We start from the raw sequence: 18495 nt of genomic DNA on the forward strand, positions 1-18495 counted from the left end.
GGGATCCTCCTCTTTCTTTCGTAGTAATCATTATTTATTTAAAATTATTATAAATTAATTATTATTCAAAACTAAATCTTTGTCAACTATTTCCTTCACTTTTTTGGAAACAATTTCAGCCAAACAGTCGATAAATGCAGATTGTGCATTCGGCATATTTGGTCTGAAATATTTGGCATTTAATTCATCCGTTACAACTTTACATTCATAATCGTTGTCATATAAAACTTCTAAATGCTCCGCTACAAAACCAACTGGGCAATATACGAAAGATTCGTACCCATGCTCTTCATATAAATCTTTCGTTAAATCTTGCACATCTGGACCAATCCACGGATCTGGAGTATTCCCAGCACTTTGCCAACCGATTGTATAGTTTTGAATATTTGCAGCTTCTGCAATTAAATCTGCCGTATGCTTTAGTTGTTCTACATATGGGTCTCCTGTTGCAATAATTTTTTCTGGCAAACTATGCGCTGAAAAAATTACGACTGCTTTCTCTTTATTATCAATTTCTGTAAACGTCTCTTTTATTTGGTCTGCCCAATACGAAATAAATTTCGGTTCATCATACCATTGTTCAATTGGTTCAATAACAGGACCACCAATTTCTTGCGAAAGACGAATAGCACGGTCATTATACGCTTTAATGCTAAATGTAGAGTAATGTGGCGCTAATACGATACTAATCGCTTGCTCAATCCCATCACGCTTCATTTCTTCTACCGCATCTTCTATAAATGGTGCAATATGTTTTAAACCTAAGTAACAAGTAAATTCATACTCTGTAAATATGTTATTCATTGAATCTGTTAATTTATGCGCCTGTTCTTTCGTAATTTTTGCAAGCGGCGAAATTCCACCAATCGCTTTATAGCGCTCGATTAAATCTTGGAGTGCCTCTTTGGAAGGTTTACGACCGTGGCGAATATGTGTGTAGTACGCTTCTACATCATCTAATGATTCTGGCGTTCCATACGCCATTACGAGTAAACCTATTTTTTTCTTTGGCATCTATATAACACCTCAATTTTATAAATGAGAATCTTTTTCAAGAACGTTTGTTTCCAATTATAACAAACAATAATAAGTACGTAAAGATAATTATTCTAAATAAGTATTTTTTCTAATATGATTTTAAATTTCATTTGACAATTTCTTTAATAAAAAGCGACTTACATAAAAGTAAGTCGCTTTTCCCTTATTCCCTAATATTTACCCCATACTCTTTAAACCAAACGTGAATTTGTGCTAAATGAGCTAAAAGTTGAGGACCTGTCATTAATTGCCCGAACCAAGGTGATTGAAATGCACTGCCGCCAGACTGAATCAATCCGCTCAACTGCTCTTTATCAAATAGTTCGTGTAAAATTGAACCTTTATCTGTTAATAAATCTTGTAGCCATACTGTGACTGCTTTCGTATAGTGCGGATTATGCGTTTTCGGATAAGGACTCTTCTTTCTATATAAGATGTCATGTGGAAGCACATCTTCTAACGCTTTACGTAATAGACCTTTTTCGCGGTTTTTATACATTTTCATTTCCCAAGGAATATTCCACGCATATTCGACAAGACGATGATCCGCAAATGGAACACGTACTTCTAAGCTTGCCCCCATACTCATGCGGTCTTTTCTGTCTAATAATGTTGTCATAAACCATACCATATTTAAATAAAATAATTGGCGTCTTTTCGCTTCTAGCGGACTTTCTCCCTCTAAAATAGGAACTTCTTGAATCGACTCTTCATAGCGCCTTTGTACATATTGTTGTAAATTTAATTTATTTCTCCATTCTTTTTTTAGAAGTTGTTCACGCGCTTCTGTAGAGCGCATCCACGGAAATGCACTCGATTGTAGATCATCTTCTCTATAAAACCACGGATATCCACCAAATATTTCATCTGCACATTCTCCAGATAAGCCGACGACAAAATCTTGTTTAATTTCGCGGCAAAACCATAATAATGACGAATCGATATCTGCCATACCAGGCAAATCACGAACGAGTACCGCCTCCGTTAAATACTCTGCTAGTTTTTCATTCGAAATGACGCAACGATGATGGGTTGTTTGAAACGTCTCTGTCATCAAATTAATAAACGGAGCATCTGAATTTGGCTGAAACGCATTCGCTTTAAAGTATTTGTCATTATCTTCGTAATCAATTGAATACGTGTGTAATTGTCCTTTTCCTGATCTCTCGTATTCTTTCGCCGCAATAGCTGTAATAGCGCTCGAATCTACACCACCTGATAAAAAGGTACATAGTGGTACATCAGAAACAAGCTGTCTTGTAATGGCATCTTGTAGTAAAAAGCGCGTTTTCTCTACTGTTTCTTCAAAAGAGTCTTCATGTTTTTTACTTTCTACATTCCAATATCTCCATATACACAAACCGTTCTTTGAAAATGTCATCGCATGACCTGGACGTAATTCTTTTATACCAGCATAAATACCGTGGCCAGGCGTTCTTGACGGTCCGAGTCCGAATATTTCTGATAACCCTTCTAATGTTACTTCCGCCTTCACATCTGGATGCGACAATATCGCTTTTAACTCCGAACCAAATAGTAAGCGTCCGCTATCATATTTATAAAAAAGTGGCTTTACACCTAATCGATCTCTCGCAATAAATACTTGTTCTTTCTGTTCGTCCCATACTGCAAACGCATATATACCGTTTAAATGATCGACACATTCTTCTTTCCATTCAATATAAGAAGCTAATAATACTTCTGTATCAGAATGACCTTTGAACGTATACCCTCTTCTTAATAATTCCTTTCGAATGTCTTCTGTGTTATAAAGTTCACCGTTATAGCAAATGGCGTAATTCGTTTCATCTTTTAAACAAGTCATCGGCTGTTTACCGCCCTCAGGGTCTACAACGATTAACCGTTTATGCCCAAATGCGACATTTCCTTTAATCCAAACTTTATTATCATCCGGCCCCCGCTTCGCTAACGTCTCAGCCATCTTCGTAACGACATCTCTTTCTCCTTCTAATGAGCGTTTATAATCCACCCATCCTGTAATCCCGCACATATAAATCATCCTTCCATCTTATTTCTTTTCTTGAACGTGCAGTAATCCCCACCCTAAGAGTGCGGATCAAAAAATGAAAAACTTGACGATAACCTACTATCCACATATGGAATAGCATTCTCACTCAGTAAAACGTGTTTTATTGTATGCCCACCTATGTCTAGATGTGTCTAGTTATAAAGAACGCACGAACTGTCTATAACAGGAATAACTACTTTTCATAAAGGAGAAATCGTATATGATACAACGTAAACATATTTTATATAACCAGCCCCGTGCTCATACAGTCGGTAATGTAGAATATATAAACAATGAATGGGTATTCTTTGATGATGAAAATGATGAAGCGTTTCTATTAGAAGATATTGCCGAAGATGGGTTTGAAATTTTGTATAATAACAATTGGTTACCAGCCCGTTTCTATGAACAAGATGTATTACAAATCGCCAACGAGCAACACCATTTGCAAAATGGTGAAATGGTACGTATTCGAAAAAAGTTACTTCTTAGCTATAATGAATGGCTCGAGGAATTACCTGACTCTGTCTTCACATTATTAACTGAATCATTGCAATCACTTCACTACTCTTTATATGATTGCATGTATTGTCATAATTATTTATCTTTCTTACCGAAAGAGGAGTCACGCGAAGGAGTAAATATTCTTTTGTTTGATAACGAAGAAATGATCTGTACACTGCAACACCATTTCGTCCGTCACACTACGTCAAATAAAAATATGTTCCGTTTTACGAAAGTAAATGGAGAAGAGTTGCATATCGATGCGACATAAAAAATAAAAACCACCTTATCTCCCAAGTCTTTGAGATTATAAGGTGGTTTTATTTTTATTTGAATACGTACCAGCCAAGTGGCAATTTCAGTCCTAAGTATAATACTGCTACTAGCGCAACAATAAATAAGCCCCAAACCGCCCCTGTTGGTTTGTTTTTGCTCATTTTTACAAGAACCATTTCCATTCCGCCGATAACTAAAATACCAGCTAACATTTTCAGGCCGTACCACATGTGCATGCTACCTGTTGCTGTCTTCACAATACTCATGTACAACATGAAGCCTGTCACAATAATGATGATATACATTAGGCGAAGCCCCATATGTACACCTTTACCTTTTCTTCCTGCTGAATAAAGTGAATACGCAACGAAGAATAAAATTAAACCTAACGCCCATGCTGTAATATGCATATGTACCATCGTATCCCTTACCTCCTCTTTTCACACTTTTTCACTCTATATGATAACATGTTCATTTATTTTCAGGAAATGTTTCGCTTTTTTACATTTAAATGATATAATATTTAGAGTATTTACAAACTTCTTGTAATAACAAAAGGGGGAACAATCATGATTCAAACTAAGGATATTATCGAACTTACAGACACATATGGAGCAAATAACTATCACCCACTTCCAATCGTTATTTCTAAAGCAGAAGGTGTTTGGGTAGAAGATCCTGAAGGAAACCGCTATATGGACTTATTAAGTGCATATTCTGCAGTAAACCAAGGTCATCGTCACCCGAAAATTATTAACGCTTTAATTGACCAAGCAAATCGTGTTACGTTAACTTCTCGTGCTTTCCATAGCGATCAATTAGGTCCTTGGTACGAAAAAGTTGCGAAACTAACTAATAAAGAAATGGTACTTCCAATGAATACAGGTGCTGAAGCTGTTGAAACTGCAATTAAAACAGTTCGTCGCTGGGCTTATGATGTGAAGAAAGTAGAAGCAAACCGCGCTGAAATCATCGTTTGTGAAGATAACTTCCACGGACGTACAATGGGTTCTGTTTCTATGTCTTCAAACGAAGAGTACAAGCGTGGATTCGGTCCAATGCTTCCTGGCATCGTTGTAATTCCTTACGGTGATTTAGAAGCATTAAAAGCCGCAATTACACCAAACACAGCAGCATTCATTTTAGAGCCAATTCAAGGTGAAGCAGGAATTAACATCCCGCCAGCTGGTTACTTAAAAGAAGCTTTTGAAGTATGTAAAAAAGAAAACGTTTTATTCGTAGCAGATGAAATCCAAACAGGCTTAGGCCGTACTGGTAAAGTATTTGCTTGTGACTGGGACGATGTAACTCCTGACATGTACATACTTGGTAAAGCACTTGGTGGCGGCGTGTTCCCGATCTCTTGTGTTGCAGCAAACCGCGATATTTTAGGTGTATTTGAGCCAGGTTCTCACGGTTCTACATTCGGTGGTAACCCACTTGCATGTGCTGTTTCTATCGCAGCTCTTGAAGTGTTAGAAGAAGAAAAATTAACAGAGCGTTCTCTTCAATTAGGAGAAAAATTAGTTGGGCAATTAAAAGAGATTGACAACCCAATGATCACTGAAGTTCGCGGTAAAGGTTTATTCATCGGTATCGAATTAAACGAGCCAGCTCGTCCTTACTGTGAACAACTAAAAGCAGCTGGTCTACTATGTAAAGAAACACATGAAAACGTAATTCGTATCGCACCACCTCTAGTAATCTCTGAAGAAGATTTAGAGTGGGCATTCCAAAAAATTAAAGCTGTATTATCGTAATGATAGAGAGGTTGTCCGACATGTTGGGACAACCTCTTTCTTTTTATATTCATTTATATTAAGATGAAATTTTAATTTTCTGTATTTTAAAATCGTAAAGGAGGTGCGATATGCTATTAAAATATGGTAAACATATTAACTATTTAGCTACATCTTTTATTTTAGTTACATTCTTTGGCTTCCTACTTTCCACAACATGGCTTACTCACTACTCAACTCCTACTACATTCACACTACTGAAAGCATCATTTTGGACTGCTGTTATTCTTACTATCATTGGTTTTGGACGAGAAAAAAGCGCACTTACGGTTATACTATTTGGCATTTGCACACTTGCATTCATTGGTCTTTACACTTTTTCCGTTATTGATTACCTCTATAACCCAAGGCCATAAAAAAGAGCTATCTTTTAACAAGATAGCTCTTTTCTTCACTTCACTACATTTCGCAAAGTACCAATTCCTTCTACTGTAATAACCACTTCATCACCAGCATGTAAAAACTTCGGTGGTGTGAAACCTTTTCCGACACCAGCCGGGGTTCCTGTTGCGATAATATCGCCTGGTTCTAAAGTCATTCCTTTACTTATCGTTGAAATAATTTCTTCTATTGAAAAAATCATTTTATTTGTGTTGGAAGTTTGCCTTACTTCTCCATTTACTACCGTTTCAATGTGTAATGCATTCGGCGCATTAACCACCGATTTATGAATTAAATACGGTCCCATCGGACAAAATGTATCGAAGCTTTTCCCAAGGAAAAACTGTTTATGTTTTCTTTGAATGTCTCGAGCTGTTACATCATTGATAATCGTATAACCAAAAACATGCTCAAGCGCTTTTTCTTTTTTAATTTGTTTCCCTCGCTTACCAATAACGATAGCTAATTCTCCTTCGTAATCTAGTTCGTCCGTTGCATGAGGGTGACCATTAATTTGCTCATTTATGCCAATAACTGTTGTTGGTGCTTTCGTAAAGATCATTATATTTTCTGGAATAGACTCTACTCCACCCATTTCTACCGCATGCTCACGATAGTTTTTTCCAACGCACAAAATATTCTTTCTTGGCCTTGGAATCGGTGCTAATATTTTCACCTCTGTTAACGGATAATACGCCGCTTCCCCGTTTTCTTTTGCCCAATTTACAATTTCACATACTTTCTCAAAGCATTCAGTCCCTCTTTCAATACACTCTAACATTGTAATAGGGATTGTAACCTTTTCCCCTTTTTGTCTTTGCGCTTCTCTTAAGTGTAATACCTTTTCTTCTTCTTCATCCACAATACCTACAAATACCTTTTCTTCTTTCTTCGCCGTTACAAAACGCAATATTTCCACTCTCCATCCTAAAACTCATGCCCTTTAATTGTATTCGCATCCTTAAGAAAAAAACCTTCTCATGCACGCTAATTTTTACAATATTCTTCTCATACCCTATTCGTTACCCTTTATCATTTGGCATAAAATGTAGAAATTTTACTTTTTTTAGCGAATGCATTTCTTTTTTATGAAGTTTTTGTATAATATGTACTACATATATACTAAAAATTTCATTTAGAGATGGAGCCGATTTCAATGTTTGAGCAAGCGATTGAAAAAAAACGTGAAAAAATGATTTATTTTGCTGAACGCTATGGAATGACTTCTCAAAAAACAGTGGATTGTAGCCAAGAACTGGACAGGCTCTTAAATGTAATTTGTCATGTACATACGGATTTACACCCTAATCAAACATTCAAAACACACACGCAATAATGCGTGTGTTTCTTTTATTTCAAAAAAATACACATTTTATTGGAAACGCCCATACAATAGTAGAAAAGAAAATTTTAAAAACGAAGGGTGTTTTGTATGCCAGCTATGGTCGGACATATTCGTATCGTCAATATTGGATCAAGTGGTATTTTTCATATTGGAGATGTATTTGCGATTAGGCCTATTAGTTACTCACGTGCTTTCGCCGGGGCCGGCTCTTTTAATGTTGGAGATAACGTTTCTGTCTACAATTATCAAAGTGCAACGACTGTCAACGATTCAGATGTCGTCGATCAAGCGATAATTGGTTCAACTTAAAGGGGGCGATTGTATTGAATTTTTACGTAAACCAAAGCATCATCATTAACAGCATTAAAATTGATAGCATTACAACCTCTTCTGTGTTCCAAATTGGTACTGCCGGAAGTATTAAAGCCCTATCTAAATTTTCAAATACGGGCGGATTTACGGAGCCGCTTCGCCCATTACAAGCGAAAGGACAAATTATTTCTATCAAACCATCAACTAGTTCTTCTTAAGACATCCTTGTCATAAATATATAGCAGGAATATTTTTACCCTCCCTATTGAAAAGGAGGTTTCACAAATGAATCAAGATATATATACTTACTTACACCAACTTCAACAAGCTCTTCAAACACAACAAGCAGCCATCCTGAATTTAGAAGATCAAGTGCGCCAACTCCAAGAAGAGCTTAACGAATTAAAAAATCGCCCCTCCTCTTCTGTAGGAAAAGTGGAATACAAATTCGATCAATTAAAAGTCGAAAATTTAAATGGTACTTTAAATATTGGTTTAAACCCATTTTCAGCAAAAGGACAACAAATTGAAGACCTTCAAGTGGATACAGAAACATTGAAGGTAAACCCTGAAACCGAAACAAACCCAGACTTTTATCAAGGTATCCTCCAAGAAATGCATCGATACTTAGATGAAGAAGCATATAATCGTATTCTCCATTTTGAACAAGAAGAGCGAACACCGCTTGATGAAATGTATCGACAAATGATGGTGGATGACATAAAAAAACAGATGGAGCATCGACTCCCTTATTATTTATCACAAGCGCAATCATATGAAGGTATTTCAACAGATCCAGATTATTTACGAGATATCATTATTCAGGCAATGAAACAAGATATTGACAAAGCCTTTCTCTCCTTTATTCAGCACATACCGGGAAATTTCCGAAAGGAGTAAGTATGTATGAACCTTAACGTTGTAAACCGTGAGTTAAAAGTCGGACAGATTAAAATGAACGGTGTATCGTCGTCCGCACTCTTTTTAATTGGAGATGCAAATCTCCTCATTCTATCTTCTATTCTCGATACACCATTTGAAACAGTTACAGAGGGTCCATTTGTACCATTAGTAACAGATGTCCCTCCTACTCCAGGTTAAGGAGACTGAGAAATTATGTTGCATCATGTGTCTATTGTCCAAAATGTTTCTATTATTTCTTTAGGGATTGCTGCTGTATTTCAAGTTGGAGATGCAAACCAAATGGAATTAAAAAGTAGAGCTATTGCCGTCCACCGTGAAATTCCTTTTTATATACGGGGAGAAGGTCGCTTTGATGCTTTTGAAATCTTTACAGATGAACACATTACAATTCCAAAACGAACGACAGATGTAAAATTAAACATTGTAAATGAATGCCCTTTTATTGAAGTTAATAACGTTGAATTACGCACACTTTTAAATTCTGGTTGCTTTCAAATTGGAAATGTTGATTATGGTTTTAATAACTCTCGTATTATACAAATCCGCCAATATATTACGGATGAACCTTCCGCACAATAATTCATATAGTAATTAAAAAGCTTAGTAAAGTAGGTGGATGGTATGCCGTCGGTTGTAGGAAATCTCGTCGTGCAAAACAGTAACGGCTCTTTCAACTTAGGAGATTTTTATAACGTATCTCCGAAAGAAAACACGAAAGCCTATAACGGATCTGGAGCTTCCAATGTTGGGTTTGTCGTGAATACGTTTAACGGTGTTAGTGCAACGAATACATTTGATTCTGATGTGGCAGATCAAGATCAGATTGGAACAGCGTAAAAAAAGTAGGAGAATATCTCCTACTTTTTTCTTTTATCTAATTCAAAATTATTAAAATAAAATTTTAATAAGCAAGAGCTTTACTGTCCACAAATAGTGGTATAAACAAGTAAGTAGTGAAGAGGCACTATTTCATTTTATTTAAATGATAACCCGCTCTCCTCCAAAGCCTTCCTAAGCTTCGGCAAAGACGCAGGCCCCATACCATGCAGTTTTGAAATTTCTTTTTCACTATATTTTGAGAGTTCTTCTACAGTTTGAATTCCATGGTGTTCTAATGCCCTTCTTGCTGGCGCTGAAAGAAGAGAGAGAAAACCTTCTTTTGGTTTTCTCTCTTTCTCACAGGTTGGGCAAGTTGGACAATCGCTACTTTTATAGTACTCGTGTCCCTGTTCACAAGTTCTTAACGTTTTTTCCGTTACCATTTTCAAGCCCCTCTATTCTTCAATATTTACAACGTGATTCCCATCAAAGAAATATAAACATTTCTCTTTCACAGGATGTTGTAAGCTTTTCTCCAGTGCTTTTGCATATAACGAAAGCTGCACTTTATATCGATCTTCTAAAATTGGTTTCGCTTGTTCGAATCCGCCTGGGAATTTCCCTTCAATCGTATCTGTTTTGAAGTCGATTAACGTAATGCCATCTTCCTCTTCAATCATGCAGTCGATAACCCCTTGGACAAGGATCGATTCCCCGCTATTCCCTTTCCAATCTTGATATGCTTCTTCTGCTGCAAGCATCATCGTAAATGGTACTTCACGCTCAACACTTTTCGCCGCTAATACCCTTTTGCCTAAGTCACTGTCAAAGAATGAAATTACTTTTTCAATCGCTATTTCTTCCGCCTGCTCGAATGTTAATAATTCCTTATTTACCATTCCAGCAATTTGCTCTTGAAGAACTTCAACCGTAATCGGCTTCTTCAAATCAACATGCTGCATAACGGCATGGACTGCTGTTCCGCGCTCTGCGTACGTTAACCCTTTTTTCTCCATAAAGCGCGGACGTGTTTTAATTGGTGCACGTAGTTTTTTAATAAAGGCGTTATCGCTACCTTCTTCAGATTGATAATTTCTCTTTATTTCTGTAACAGATTGCTTCGCACGATGAGATGTCGCATCCTCATATCCGTACTTCCACATTAATCTGTCGTACACTTCTTCTTTCCGTTCACTTTGTAATGGCACAGCCTTTTTCTCACGAAGCGCTTCTAATAATTCTTGTTTCTCTTCTTGAACTGGCTCTGGTGCAAGTAGCGTATTACCGTCCACAACTTCTACTTTCCAGCTCGTGTCATACCCGTAAATTTCATCCGGAATACTTCCTTGTCCTAATTCAAGAAGCATTTCACTATCACGGTGTCTATATAATGAAGGTGCAATCCAGTCTAAATAACAAGACGACCCGGCACGTATATGATCTGGTAATAACCATTCACTATGTTCCCTCGCATCAAGCCATTTTTCCATTTCCTTATTTGCATCCTTAACTGTTCCAATTAAAATTAACTTCTCTTTCGCACGCGTCAATGCTACGTATAGTACGCGCATTTCTTCCGCAATTAATTCCATTTTCATTTTACGCTTAATCGCAAGCTGTGATAATGTTGTATATTTAATTCGTTTACGCGGATCGATAAATTGCGAACCGAAACCGAAATCTTTATGCAATAAGAAACGTTTCATTAAGTCTTGTGTATTAAAACGACGACCGAGTCCAGCTACAAATACAACTGGGAACTCTAACCCTTTACTTTTATGAATCGTCATAATGCGAACAACGTCTTCTTGTTCACCGAGGGCCCTCGCCGTACCCATATCATCACCGCGTTCTAAAATACGTTCAATAAAACGTAAGAAGCGGAATAATCCTCTAAATGATGTTGCTTCATATTGTCTTGCGCGGTCATATAGTACGCGTAAGTTTGCCTGCCTTTGCTTTCCAGCTGGTAAACCGCCAACGAAGTCGTAATAACCTGTCTCACCGTACACTTTCCAAATTAAATCAGAAAGTGATTGTTGGCGCGCGAATTCACGCCATCCTTGCAGTAAGTTATAAAACCACTCTAATTTATCATGAAGTTCTTGCTCCTCTTCAAGTGGTGCCCCTTTTAAGAATGAGCTCATTACTTCATAAAATGACCCTTTCTTTCCGTGAGCACGAAGCGTCGCAAGTTCTTCGTCATTTAATCCAACGATCGGTGAACGAAGTACTGCTGCAAGCGGGATATCTTGCATCGGATTATCAATAACGCGGAATACGTTCATCATAATATTTACTTCTGTCGCTTCAAAGTAACCAGTCGCAAGGTCTGCATATACTGGAATTCCTTGTAATTTTAACTCTTCCATAATTTGCGGTGCCCACGGCATGGAGCGAAGTAAAATAACGAAGTCGCGGTATTGTACTGGGCGCATACTATCATTTTTACGGTCATACACTTCATAACCTGAATCAACCATCGCTTTAATGCGCTGCGCCATAAGACGAGCTTCAAGCTGTGCTTTTTCGACTTCTGCACCTTCTTCTCCGTCTATTACTTCTTCTTCCGTTTGCTGAATGCACAGTAGTTCTGCCGCTACATCTTCACCTTCTGGATAGGTAGCACCTAACTTTAATTCAGCGTCTGCATCGTAGTCGATTTCTCCGACTTCTTCACCCATAATTTGTTTGAAGATAAAGTTCGTACCTGCTAGTACTTCATGACGACTACGGAAGTTTTTCGCTAAGTCGATCTTCATTCCGCCGCCCAATCCTTCTTGTGTGAAGCGTTTATATTTTCCTAGGAATAGTCCTGGTTCGGCTAGTCGGAAACGATAAATCGATTGCTTTACGTCACCAACCATGAACAAGTTTCCTTCACTCTCAGAATCTTTCGTTACGAATTTAATAATGGATTCCTGTACAAAGTTCGTATCTTGATATTCATCGACTAATACTTCAGCAAATTTGTTACGATATTGGAGCGCCACTGCTGACGGATTCATTTCACCATTTTCACTTTGTTCACTTAAAATTTGCAAACAAAAATGCTCTAAATCTGTGAAATCGACCATTCCTTTATCTCGCTTCATCGCTTGGAAACGCTCTGTAAATACTTTTACAAGTTGAACAAGCTTTTCTAATACTGGGTGCATATCTTGAAAATCTCGTAAGAAACTTTCAGGTTTTCGGCTAAATAACTCTTCTTGTAATTTCTTCACCTCATCTTTCGCTTTATTACGAAGAGAGTCTACTTGTTTTACAACATCTTCATTGTAATCACTTTTCTTAATACGCTTTAACGTTTGCCACGATACGTTTTGCATCGCTTCATACAAACTTGTCCACGACTCATGAGCAGCTGATGATAGCGTTCCAAGTAAAGCTAGATCTGCTTGCAGGGTTTCAATGCGAGGCGCTGGACCGTCAGGAAGCATTGCGAGTTCAGTTGCCTTACGAATATGCTGTTCCGCTGTTTCAAGCTGGAATTTCACATCTTCTAATAAATAAGAAGCATATACTAAGTCTTCAATTGTCTTTCCTTCTACGTCATATGCTTCTACTAATTTATCAAGCCATTTTTCCGGATTTGGATGCGCTCTTGACTCTGTATGAAGCGCTAAAATCATACGTTGTAAGTCATCATCACTACGGTCACTCGTATAACGATCAACAAGTTCAAAGAAGATTGTATTATCTTCGATTCCGTACTCTTCTTCTAATATGTCATCTAGCACTTCTTCTTTTAACAATTCATTTTCTGTTTGATTCGCAATACGGAAACGAGGATCAACATCAAGCATGTAGTAATATCCTCTAATTACTTGTAAACAGAATGAGTGAATTGTTGAAATGGAAGCTTTATTTAATAGGCTCAGCTGCTTTCTTACGTGTTGAGAGCCTGGTTCATCAATTAATACCTTTTCTAACGCTTCCCCGATTCGGTTTTTCATCTCTTGCGCCGCTGCATTCGTAAATGTTACAACGAGCAGGCGGTCGACATCGACTGGATTCTCTTCATTAATAATCTTTTTAATAATACGTTCAACTAATACTGCTGTTTTACCTGATCCAGCTGCAGCCGCAACTAAAATATCACGCCCGTTCGCTACAACAGCTTTCCACTGGTCATCTGTCCATTGACTATCTTCTGGTTTTTTAGGCCAATTTTCTATCATTCTCCGCCAACCTCCTCTCTTATTTTCTCCATCGCTTCGCTATCTTTCATATCTTTTAACGATCGGAACTGATTATCTTCAAGTGACTCATCAAATTGACAAACAGATTTGAAGTTACAGAACGTACATGCTGCTTTATTTCCCATTTTATAAGGAGCAATATCGATAACACCTTCTGTAATATCTTTTCCGATATTTTCAAACGTATGGTGTACATATTTTTGCAGTACGTTAAACTCTTGCTCACTTGCAATACTTGAACGCGCACTAAAGCTACCGTCTTTTTTCAGGCCAGCAGAAATAATATCTGAACTTCCTGTTGAAAGTTTGTTATCCATTAAACGAACAACGTCAGCATCTCCTAATACGAGTCCTTTCATTTTAAATTTCTTTAAAATTTCTTTTTCAATTTCAGCTTCAGATGCGTCACCTTTCATCTCAACGATTGGGTTATGAATATGGAAATACAATACACCAGCTGGTGATGCTGCGTGACCTTTTTTCATCCACGTCTGCGCATTCGAAGTAACAACATCTAAATACGTTAACATTTGAAGTGCTAATCCGTAATACACTTCCGTTAAATCTAACGCTTTTGAACTTGATTTATAATCAATAATACGTAGGAACGTCCCGTTTTCATCTTCTGCCTTATCAACACGGTCAATACGGCCGACAACTTCCATCTTCACACCATTTGGTAATGAGAATTCCATCGGCGGAAGTGAGCCTGTACCACCCATACCGAACGGCACTTCTAAATCAACTGGTACGAATCCGCTTGACTTCGCATGTTCACGAAGAATGATTGACGTACGGAAAATGATTTGTTGTAGTTTTTGTTTTAAATAGAAATGACGGTTTGAACTTAATAAAATTTGTCGTTGTAATAACGGTGCGATTTCTTCTATTACTAAAACAGAAAGATGCTCACACTCTTTTATGGATAAATCCGCCCAAGTACGGTTTTCACGCAATAACTTGTCCGCAATTTTCTTTAATGCCGCATGGAATAATTCGCCGATATCCGGCGCATCAAGCTTGAAAATATCACGCTCTCTAAGCGATAAACCGTGCTGCGCAAAATGAGCGTATGCACAACGGTTAAATAGTTCCATACGAGAGACGCTTCCTTTAATTATATCTCCGTATAAATCTCTACTTACTGCTGTACTTAGTTTCTTCGCACGATTTCGATAGAATAAACTTGATAAGACGCGGCTACTTTTTTGTTTCCATTCATCTGAAGTTACGTAGAAATTATATACGTCCCACCAAAAGTCTAAATTCCCTTCAAATCCGTATCGCTTCCACGTTTGTAGTTGCTGCATAACGTAAGATAACGTTACTTCTGGCGTTGCTACGTATGAAATTTGTTCTGAACGTGATAAATCGTTTACGTCATTCGTAATAAATAAATCTTTCACATTAGGGAACATTCTTTTTATTTTCTTAATAAAGCTAGACGCAAGTAACGTCTTTCCTTCTTCATCTGCAAGCGGGCATGAAATATATAACTTCTCAGATGCTCTCGTTACCATTTGATACATAACGAACTGTTCTTCTAACAAAGTTTGTCTCGTCGTTGGCGCTAATTCAATCCCTGCTGCACCAAGAACTTCTCTTTCTTCATCAGAAAGCATACCTTCGTCCATAGGTGCTGCTGGAATAACACCCTCATTTACACCTATAATAAACGTTGCTTTCACGTCAGATAACCTGGAGTGATCAATATTAGCAATTAACACTTGGTCTAATGACGGCGGAATGTTAGCAAATTGAAGTGCCTCAAGACCTGTCGACATAACGTCCGTAAACATAGAAAGAGACATTTTCTCTTCACCAAGCATCTCTACAAACGTATCAAGAAGGCTCATTACTTCTTCCCATACTTGTTCATGATCTGTCGCAAATAAGAAATCTCCACTTTCTTCTGCACGTATACGTAATTCTTCTAGTTTTTTCGGAACATCCAGCTCTTCTAGAAATAAGTAAACTGCTTCACACATTTGCATAACTGTTCCTGCACGCTTTAACCTTTTTTGCATGCGAATAACAGGTGTTCTTACAACGTCACGTAACCTATTTATTTTCTCTTCCATTTCACGTTCACTGTCTGTAATCATCCCGTTCGTATCATCAAGAGAACGATAACGGCGATACATCCATGAATCCTCTGAAGTCCACCTCTTTCCTTGTACACCGTACGCTAAACAGTAATTTTCAAATTCATCCATTTCTTCACGCATCGTTTCTTTTCTTACGTCTAATGGATATAACAGCTCTGTTTTCACGCAGCGGAACACCGCATCATAACGCCAATTCCCACTAATAATCTCGAGTGCAGAACGAATACATTCTACTAATGGGTGGTGTGACATCGGGCGCTTTTCATCGATGAAGTGCGGGATATTGTAATCTGTAAATAACGTGCGCATCACATCGTAATAACTTTCCCCATTACGAAGAAGCACTGCAATATCTCGGTAACGATATTTTTCATTCGCAACAAGTTTACGAATTTCACGAGCAACACCTTCTACCTCCGCTCGTAAATTCGCAGCTGTGCTAATCGTTACACTCGCTTCACCGTTAAATTTTTCATTCGGACGCGCTTCATAATGAGCTTCTAAATGCGCTAATGCGGGAGAATGAAAACGCGGCTGTTCCATAAGTGGAATTGTTTTTTCAATTTCTATTTTCTCTTCACGCGCTACTTGTTTTATTTTTTCATACGTTAACGTCGTTTCATAAAATAAATCGAGTTCATTTACTGGCTGTGCTAACGTTTTTTCATCTATCGTTAACGTGATCGTAACTCTCGCTCCGCAAATCATAAGCTGTCTTACAATCTCTAACTCTTGCGGGGAGAATGAATGAAATCCATCTATATAAATTTCCGCACCATTTACATATTCAGACTGCGGAAGCTTTTCCACTAGCAATTGCAGGTAGTCTTCTGAATCTAAATATTTTCCAATTAAAGCACGTTCAAAATCATCGTATAATAGCTGTAAATCATACACTTTATTCGCTAGTAACTTTTGTTCGGCACTGCTACTATGCGCATCCAATTGTTGCCACATTTCATATACGTTAGATGGCGTTACATTGTAACGTTTAAACTCTGCAATCATACTGCCAAGATGTTCAAAGAAACCGTTTTGCTCCGCTGCTTTTTGGAACACCGATAATCCATCTTTACGAGACTCTACAATTTTACGGAGTAACATATGTACACCCGCTTCATCAATATGAAGACGACTCGCTCCGCCAACTTCTTGTAGTACCTTCCACGCTAATCGTGAAAAACTAAAAACTTGTGCCCGAATAGAACCTCTTACATCCTCACTTCCAATTAACGCCTGCTGCGTCTGGAATGTCATCTGTTCTGGCACAAGATATAATATTGTTTTCCCTCTCGGGCGTTGTTTTAACTCTTCTTGCACTTCGCGTAAACAAAGTGTACTTTTTCCACTTCCCGCTCTACCAATTACAAATCGAAGTGACATGTAACCCCACCTTTCACTTACATAACGAACGTTAGTTTGCTACTATAATTGTATTATAGTACACGAAAAAAGACAAACTGAGTTGTTTGTCTTTTCTATACTTCTACTTCATTATATCAACCTTTTGAAAAATTCGTTTGCACCTCTTGAATTGGCCAATATCGCAAATCAACTTTACCGACAACTGTATCAGCTTTTACAAAGCCAAAGTGTCTACTATCCCAGCTCCCGAGCCGGTTATCACCTACTACAAAAATAAACCCGGGTGGCACCAGCTTTTCTTTCGTTAACTCTTCTAATGTAAAGTCGCCTGTTAGTTGCCTTCCATTTATCTCTTTCTTATACTTCTCTAAATACGGCTCATCAATAAATTGACCGTTTATATATAACTTATCCTGCTTATATTCAATATGATCTCCAGGTAAACCGATAACCCGCTTTACATAGTCCTCTTTTTTATTCGCATGAAATACCACAACGTCAAATCTGTTCAAGTCCCCAACTTGATAACTCACCTTATTTACAACTAGCATATTGCCATCTTGCAATGTCGGCATCATTGACTTCCCCTCTACAACATACGTTGAAAAGAAAAACGTTCGAAAAAATACAGCTAATAATACACCAATTAAAATTGTTCGTATCCACTCTATGCCTTCTTTTTTCAAAGTTTTCTTCATCTGCTTCTCCCCTTATCCTTTAATACTGAAGCTTTCCTTTACAAAGAAGACTATTCTTAATGTAGTTCTAACTTTACTTCGATTTTCTTACCGACATACCATAAAATAAAAATACCAATCCCTACAATAACTGATTTCACTGGATTATGAATAAATGACATTAAATCATGACCGATATACGTTAAAATAAAAATCATCACAAGTTTTCCGAATGCTAACGCTAGACCAAACTGTTTTACACTAATTCGGGATAAACCAGCGACAACATTTATTAGCGCTGACGGTGTAAACGGAAAACAAAATATAACAAAAATCGGTGCGAATCCTTTCCTTTCAATCCACCCCATTGCTTTTCGTACTCTCTCATGCTTATTTACAAACGAAAAGAAACGACTGCGACCAAAATGGCGGATGATGAAAAAGACAAGTAATGCACCCATTACTGATCCAAGCCATGAATAAAGAAAACCGAGCCAAAAGCCAAATGCAACAGCATTCGCCAGTACAAATACAATAAGCGGTAATACCGGAATCAACGCCTCTATCATCGGTAAACCAATACCAAGAAGTGGTCCGAACGCTTTATAACTCTCAACAATATGATCCATATTTTCTGGTGAAAAATACTCTTTGATTGTCTGAAAATCCATTCTACACTTTACCCCTTTACTCTAAATACTATCCCTACTGTATCA

The 18495-nt window shown here is 37.7% G+C and carries 19 protein-coding genes; 10 read left to right on the plus strand and 9 right to left on the minus strand.

All coding sequences use genetic code 11. From position 1 onward, the window contains the following. Positions 1-54: 54 nt before the first annotated feature. Positions 55-1014 (minus strand): ferrochelatase, encoded by a 960-nt coding sequence (gene hemH, locus EBQ15_RS17560; protein WP_001124849.1) that lies wholly within the window; start codon positions 1012-1014, stop codon positions 55-57. 187 nt (positions 1015-1201) lie between these two features. Further along, a complete protein-coding gene (asnB, locus tag EBQ15_RS17565) occupies positions 1202-3049 on the minus strand; it encodes an asparagine synthase (glutamine-hydrolyzing) (protein WP_000334002.1) in 1848 nt (615 codons plus the stop codon). 238 nt (positions 3050-3287) lie between these two features. Here asnB and EBQ15_RS17570 point away from each other — a divergent pair, with 238 nt between their 5' ends. After that, a complete protein-coding gene (locus tag EBQ15_RS17570; RefSeq protein WP_000616050.1) occupies positions 3288-3842 on the plus strand; it encodes a DUF2777 domain-containing protein in 555 nt (184 codons plus the stop codon). Positions 3843-3897: 55 nt separating this feature from the next. Here EBQ15_RS17570 and EBQ15_RS17575 read toward each other — a convergent pair whose 3' ends face one another. After that, positions 3898-4266: a YisL family protein gene (locus tag EBQ15_RS17575; protein ID WP_000233495.1), complete on the minus strand. Its 369-nt coding sequence runs from the start codon at positions 4264-4266 to the stop codon at positions 3898-3900. Positions 4267-4416: 150 nt separating this feature from the next. On the opposite strand from EBQ15_RS17575, the gene rocD reads away from it, so the two are divergent. Beyond that, positions 4417-5607 (plus strand): ornithine aminotransferase, encoded by a 1191-nt coding sequence (gene rocD / locus EBQ15_RS17580; protein WP_000616657.1) that lies wholly within the window; start codon positions 4417-4419, stop codon positions 5605-5607. Positions 5608-5717: 110 nt separating this feature from the next. Further along, on the plus strand, positions 5718-6002 hold the full coding sequence (locus EBQ15_RS17585; RefSeq protein ID WP_000925342.1) for a hypothetical protein: 285 nt from the start codon (positions 5718-5720) through the stop codon (positions 6000-6002). A 35-nt stretch (positions 6003-6037) separates the two neighbouring features. Here the strand turns inward: EBQ15_RS17585 and EBQ15_RS17590 are convergent, their stop codons facing one another. Next, positions 6038-6937: a fumarylacetoacetate hydrolase family protein gene (locus tag EBQ15_RS17590; RefSeq protein ID WP_001213075.1), complete on the minus strand. Its 900-nt coding sequence runs from the start codon at positions 6935-6937 to the stop codon at positions 6038-6040. Positions 6938-7183: 246 nt separating this feature from the next. On the opposite strand from EBQ15_RS17590, the gene EBQ15_RS17595 reads away from it, so the two are divergent. From EBQ15_RS17595 to gerPF, 7 genes are all read left to right on the plus strand, one after another. Further along, positions 7184-7363, plus strand: a complete 180-nt coding sequence (locus EBQ15_RS17595; RefSeq protein ID WP_000462841.1) for an aspartyl-phosphate phosphatase Spo0E family protein — start codon at positions 7184-7186, stop codon at positions 7361-7363. 96 nt (positions 7364-7459) lie between these two features. Then, positions 7460-7681 (plus strand): spore germination protein GerPA, encoded by a 222-nt coding sequence (gene gerPA, locus EBQ15_RS17600; RefSeq protein WP_001111188.1) that lies wholly within the window; start codon positions 7460-7462, stop codon positions 7679-7681. A 14-nt stretch (positions 7682-7695) separates the two neighbouring features. Next, on the plus strand, positions 7696-7902 hold the full coding sequence (gene gerPB, locus EBQ15_RS17605) for a spore germination protein GerPB (RefSeq protein ID WP_001012508.1): 207 nt from the start codon (positions 7696-7698) through the stop codon (positions 7900-7902). 67 nt (positions 7903-7969) lie between these two features. Then, positions 7970-8584: a spore germination protein GerPC gene (gene gerPC, locus EBQ15_RS17610; protein WP_001070762.1), complete on the plus strand. Its 615-nt coding sequence runs from the start codon at positions 7970-7972 to the stop codon at positions 8582-8584. Positions 8585-8590: 6 nt separating this feature from the next. Then, complete coding sequence (gerPD, locus tag EBQ15_RS17615) at positions 8591-8785, plus strand: spore germination protein GerPD (protein WP_001052807.1); 195 nt, start codon at positions 8591-8593, stop codon at positions 8783-8785. Positions 8786-8800: 15 nt separating this feature from the next. After that, positions 8801-9187 (plus strand): spore germination protein GerPE, encoded by a 387-nt coding sequence (locus EBQ15_RS17620; RefSeq protein WP_000902319.1) that lies wholly within the window; start codon positions 8801-8803, stop codon positions 9185-9187. A 42-nt stretch (positions 9188-9229) separates the two neighbouring features. Beyond that, positions 9230-9445, plus strand: a complete 216-nt coding sequence (gerPF, locus tag EBQ15_RS17625) for a spore germination protein GerPF (protein ID WP_001141566.1) — start codon at positions 9230-9232, stop codon at positions 9443-9445. Positions 9446-9582: 137 nt separating this feature from the next. Here the strand turns inward: gerPF and EBQ15_RS17630 are convergent, their stop codons facing one another. The 5 genes from EBQ15_RS17630 to EBQ15_RS17650 form a co-directional block, all read right to left on the minus strand. Beyond that, positions 9583-9870, minus strand: coding sequence for an RNA polymerase alpha subunit C-terminal domain-containing protein (locus EBQ15_RS17630; RefSeq protein WP_000255724.1), 288 nt, complete (start codon positions 9868-9870; stop codon positions 9583-9585). 12 nt (positions 9871-9882) lie between these two features. Then, positions 9883-13608: a helicase-exonuclease AddAB subunit AddA gene (gene addA / locus EBQ15_RS17635; RefSeq protein WP_000572262.1), complete on the minus strand. Its 3726-nt coding sequence runs from the start codon at positions 13606-13608 to the stop codon at positions 9883-9885. Further along, positions 13605-17120, minus strand: a complete 3516-nt coding sequence (gene addB / locus EBQ15_RS17640) for a helicase-exonuclease AddAB subunit AddB (RefSeq protein ID WP_000058603.1) — start codon at positions 17118-17120, stop codon at positions 13605-13607. The genes addA and addB overlap by 4 nt, the downstream gene beginning before the upstream one ends. 116 nt (positions 17121-17236) lie before the next feature. Next, a complete protein-coding gene (gene lepB, locus EBQ15_RS17645) occupies positions 17237-17800 on the minus strand; it encodes a signal peptidase I (protein WP_000751910.1) in 564 nt (187 codons plus the stop codon). 56 nt (positions 17801-17856) lie between these two features. Beyond that, positions 17857-18450 carry a TVP38/TMEM64 family protein gene (locus EBQ15_RS17650; protein WP_000347520.1) on the minus strand — a complete coding sequence of 198 codons (594 nt, stop codon included), beginning with the start codon at positions 18448-18450 and terminating at the stop codon, positions 17857-17859. Between the last annotated feature and the right edge of the window lie 45 nt (positions 18451-18495).

Source organism: Bacillus sp. 2D03, from assembly GCF_003946765.1.
Lineage (GTDB): Bacteria > Bacillota > Bacilli > Bacillales > Bacillaceae_G > Bacillus_A > Bacillus_A cereus.

What these genes read in the sequence shown, in the direction of transcription:
- hemH (WP_001124849.1), bottom strand. Translation starts at nt 1,014, where the DNA reads ATGCCAAAGAAAAAAATAGGTTTACTCGTAATGGCGTATGGAACGCCA.
- asnB (WP_000334002.1), bottom strand. Translation starts at nt 3,049, where the DNA reads ATGTGCGGGATTACAGGATGGGTGGATTATAAACGCTCATTAGAAGGA.
- EBQ15_RS17570 (WP_000616050.1), top strand. Translation starts at nt 3,288, where the DNA reads ATGATACAACGTAAACATATTTTATATAACCAGCCCCGTGCTCATACA.
- EBQ15_RS17575 (WP_000233495.1), bottom strand. Translation starts at nt 4,266, where the DNA reads ATGGTACATATGCATATTACAGCATGGGCGTTAGGTTTAATTTTATTC.
- rocD (WP_000616657.1), top strand. Translation starts at nt 4,417, where the DNA reads ATGATTCAAACTAAGGATATTATCGAACTTACAGACACATATGGAGCA.
- EBQ15_RS17585 (WP_000925342.1), top strand. Translation starts at nt 5,718, where the DNA reads ATGCTATTAAAATATGGTAAACATATTAACTATTTAGCTACATCTTTT.
- EBQ15_RS17595 (WP_000462841.1), top strand. Translation starts at nt 7,184, where the DNA reads ATGTTTGAGCAAGCGATTGAAAAAAAACGTGAAAAAATGATTTATTTT.
- gerPA (WP_001111188.1), top strand. Translation starts at nt 7,460, where the DNA reads ATGCCAGCTATGGTCGGACATATTCGTATCGTCAATATTGGATCAAGT.
- gerPC (WP_001070762.1), top strand. Translation starts at nt 7,970, where the DNA reads ATGAATCAAGATATATATACTTACTTACACCAACTTCAACAAGCTCTT.
- gerPD (WP_001052807.1), top strand. Translation starts at nt 8,591, where the DNA reads ATGAACCTTAACGTTGTAAACCGTGAGTTAAAAGTCGGACAGATTAAA.
- EBQ15_RS17620 (WP_000902319.1), top strand. Translation starts at nt 8,801, where the DNA reads ATGTTGCATCATGTGTCTATTGTCCAAAATGTTTCTATTATTTCTTTA.
- gerPF (WP_001141566.1), top strand. Translation starts at nt 9,230, where the DNA reads ATGCCGTCGGTTGTAGGAAATCTCGTCGTGCAAAACAGTAACGGCTCT.
- EBQ15_RS17630 (WP_000255724.1), bottom strand. Translation starts at nt 9,870, where the DNA reads ATGGTAACGGAAAAAACGTTAAGAACTTGTGAACAGGGACACGAGTAC.
- addA (WP_000572262.1), bottom strand. Translation starts at nt 13,608, where the DNA reads ATGATAGAAAATTGGCCTAAAAAACCAGAAGATAGTCAATGGACAGAT.
- addB (WP_000058603.1), bottom strand. Translation starts at nt 17,120, where the DNA reads ATGTCACTTCGATTTGTAATTGGTAGAGCGGGAAGTGGAAAAAGTACA.
- lepB (WP_000751910.1), bottom strand. Translation starts at nt 17,800, where the DNA reads ATGAAGAAAACTTTGAAAAAAGAAGGCATAGAGTGGATACGAACAATT.
- EBQ15_RS17650 (WP_000347520.1), bottom strand. Translation starts at nt 18,450, where the DNA reads ATGGATTTTCAGACAATCAAAGAGTATTTTTCACCAGAAAATATGGAT.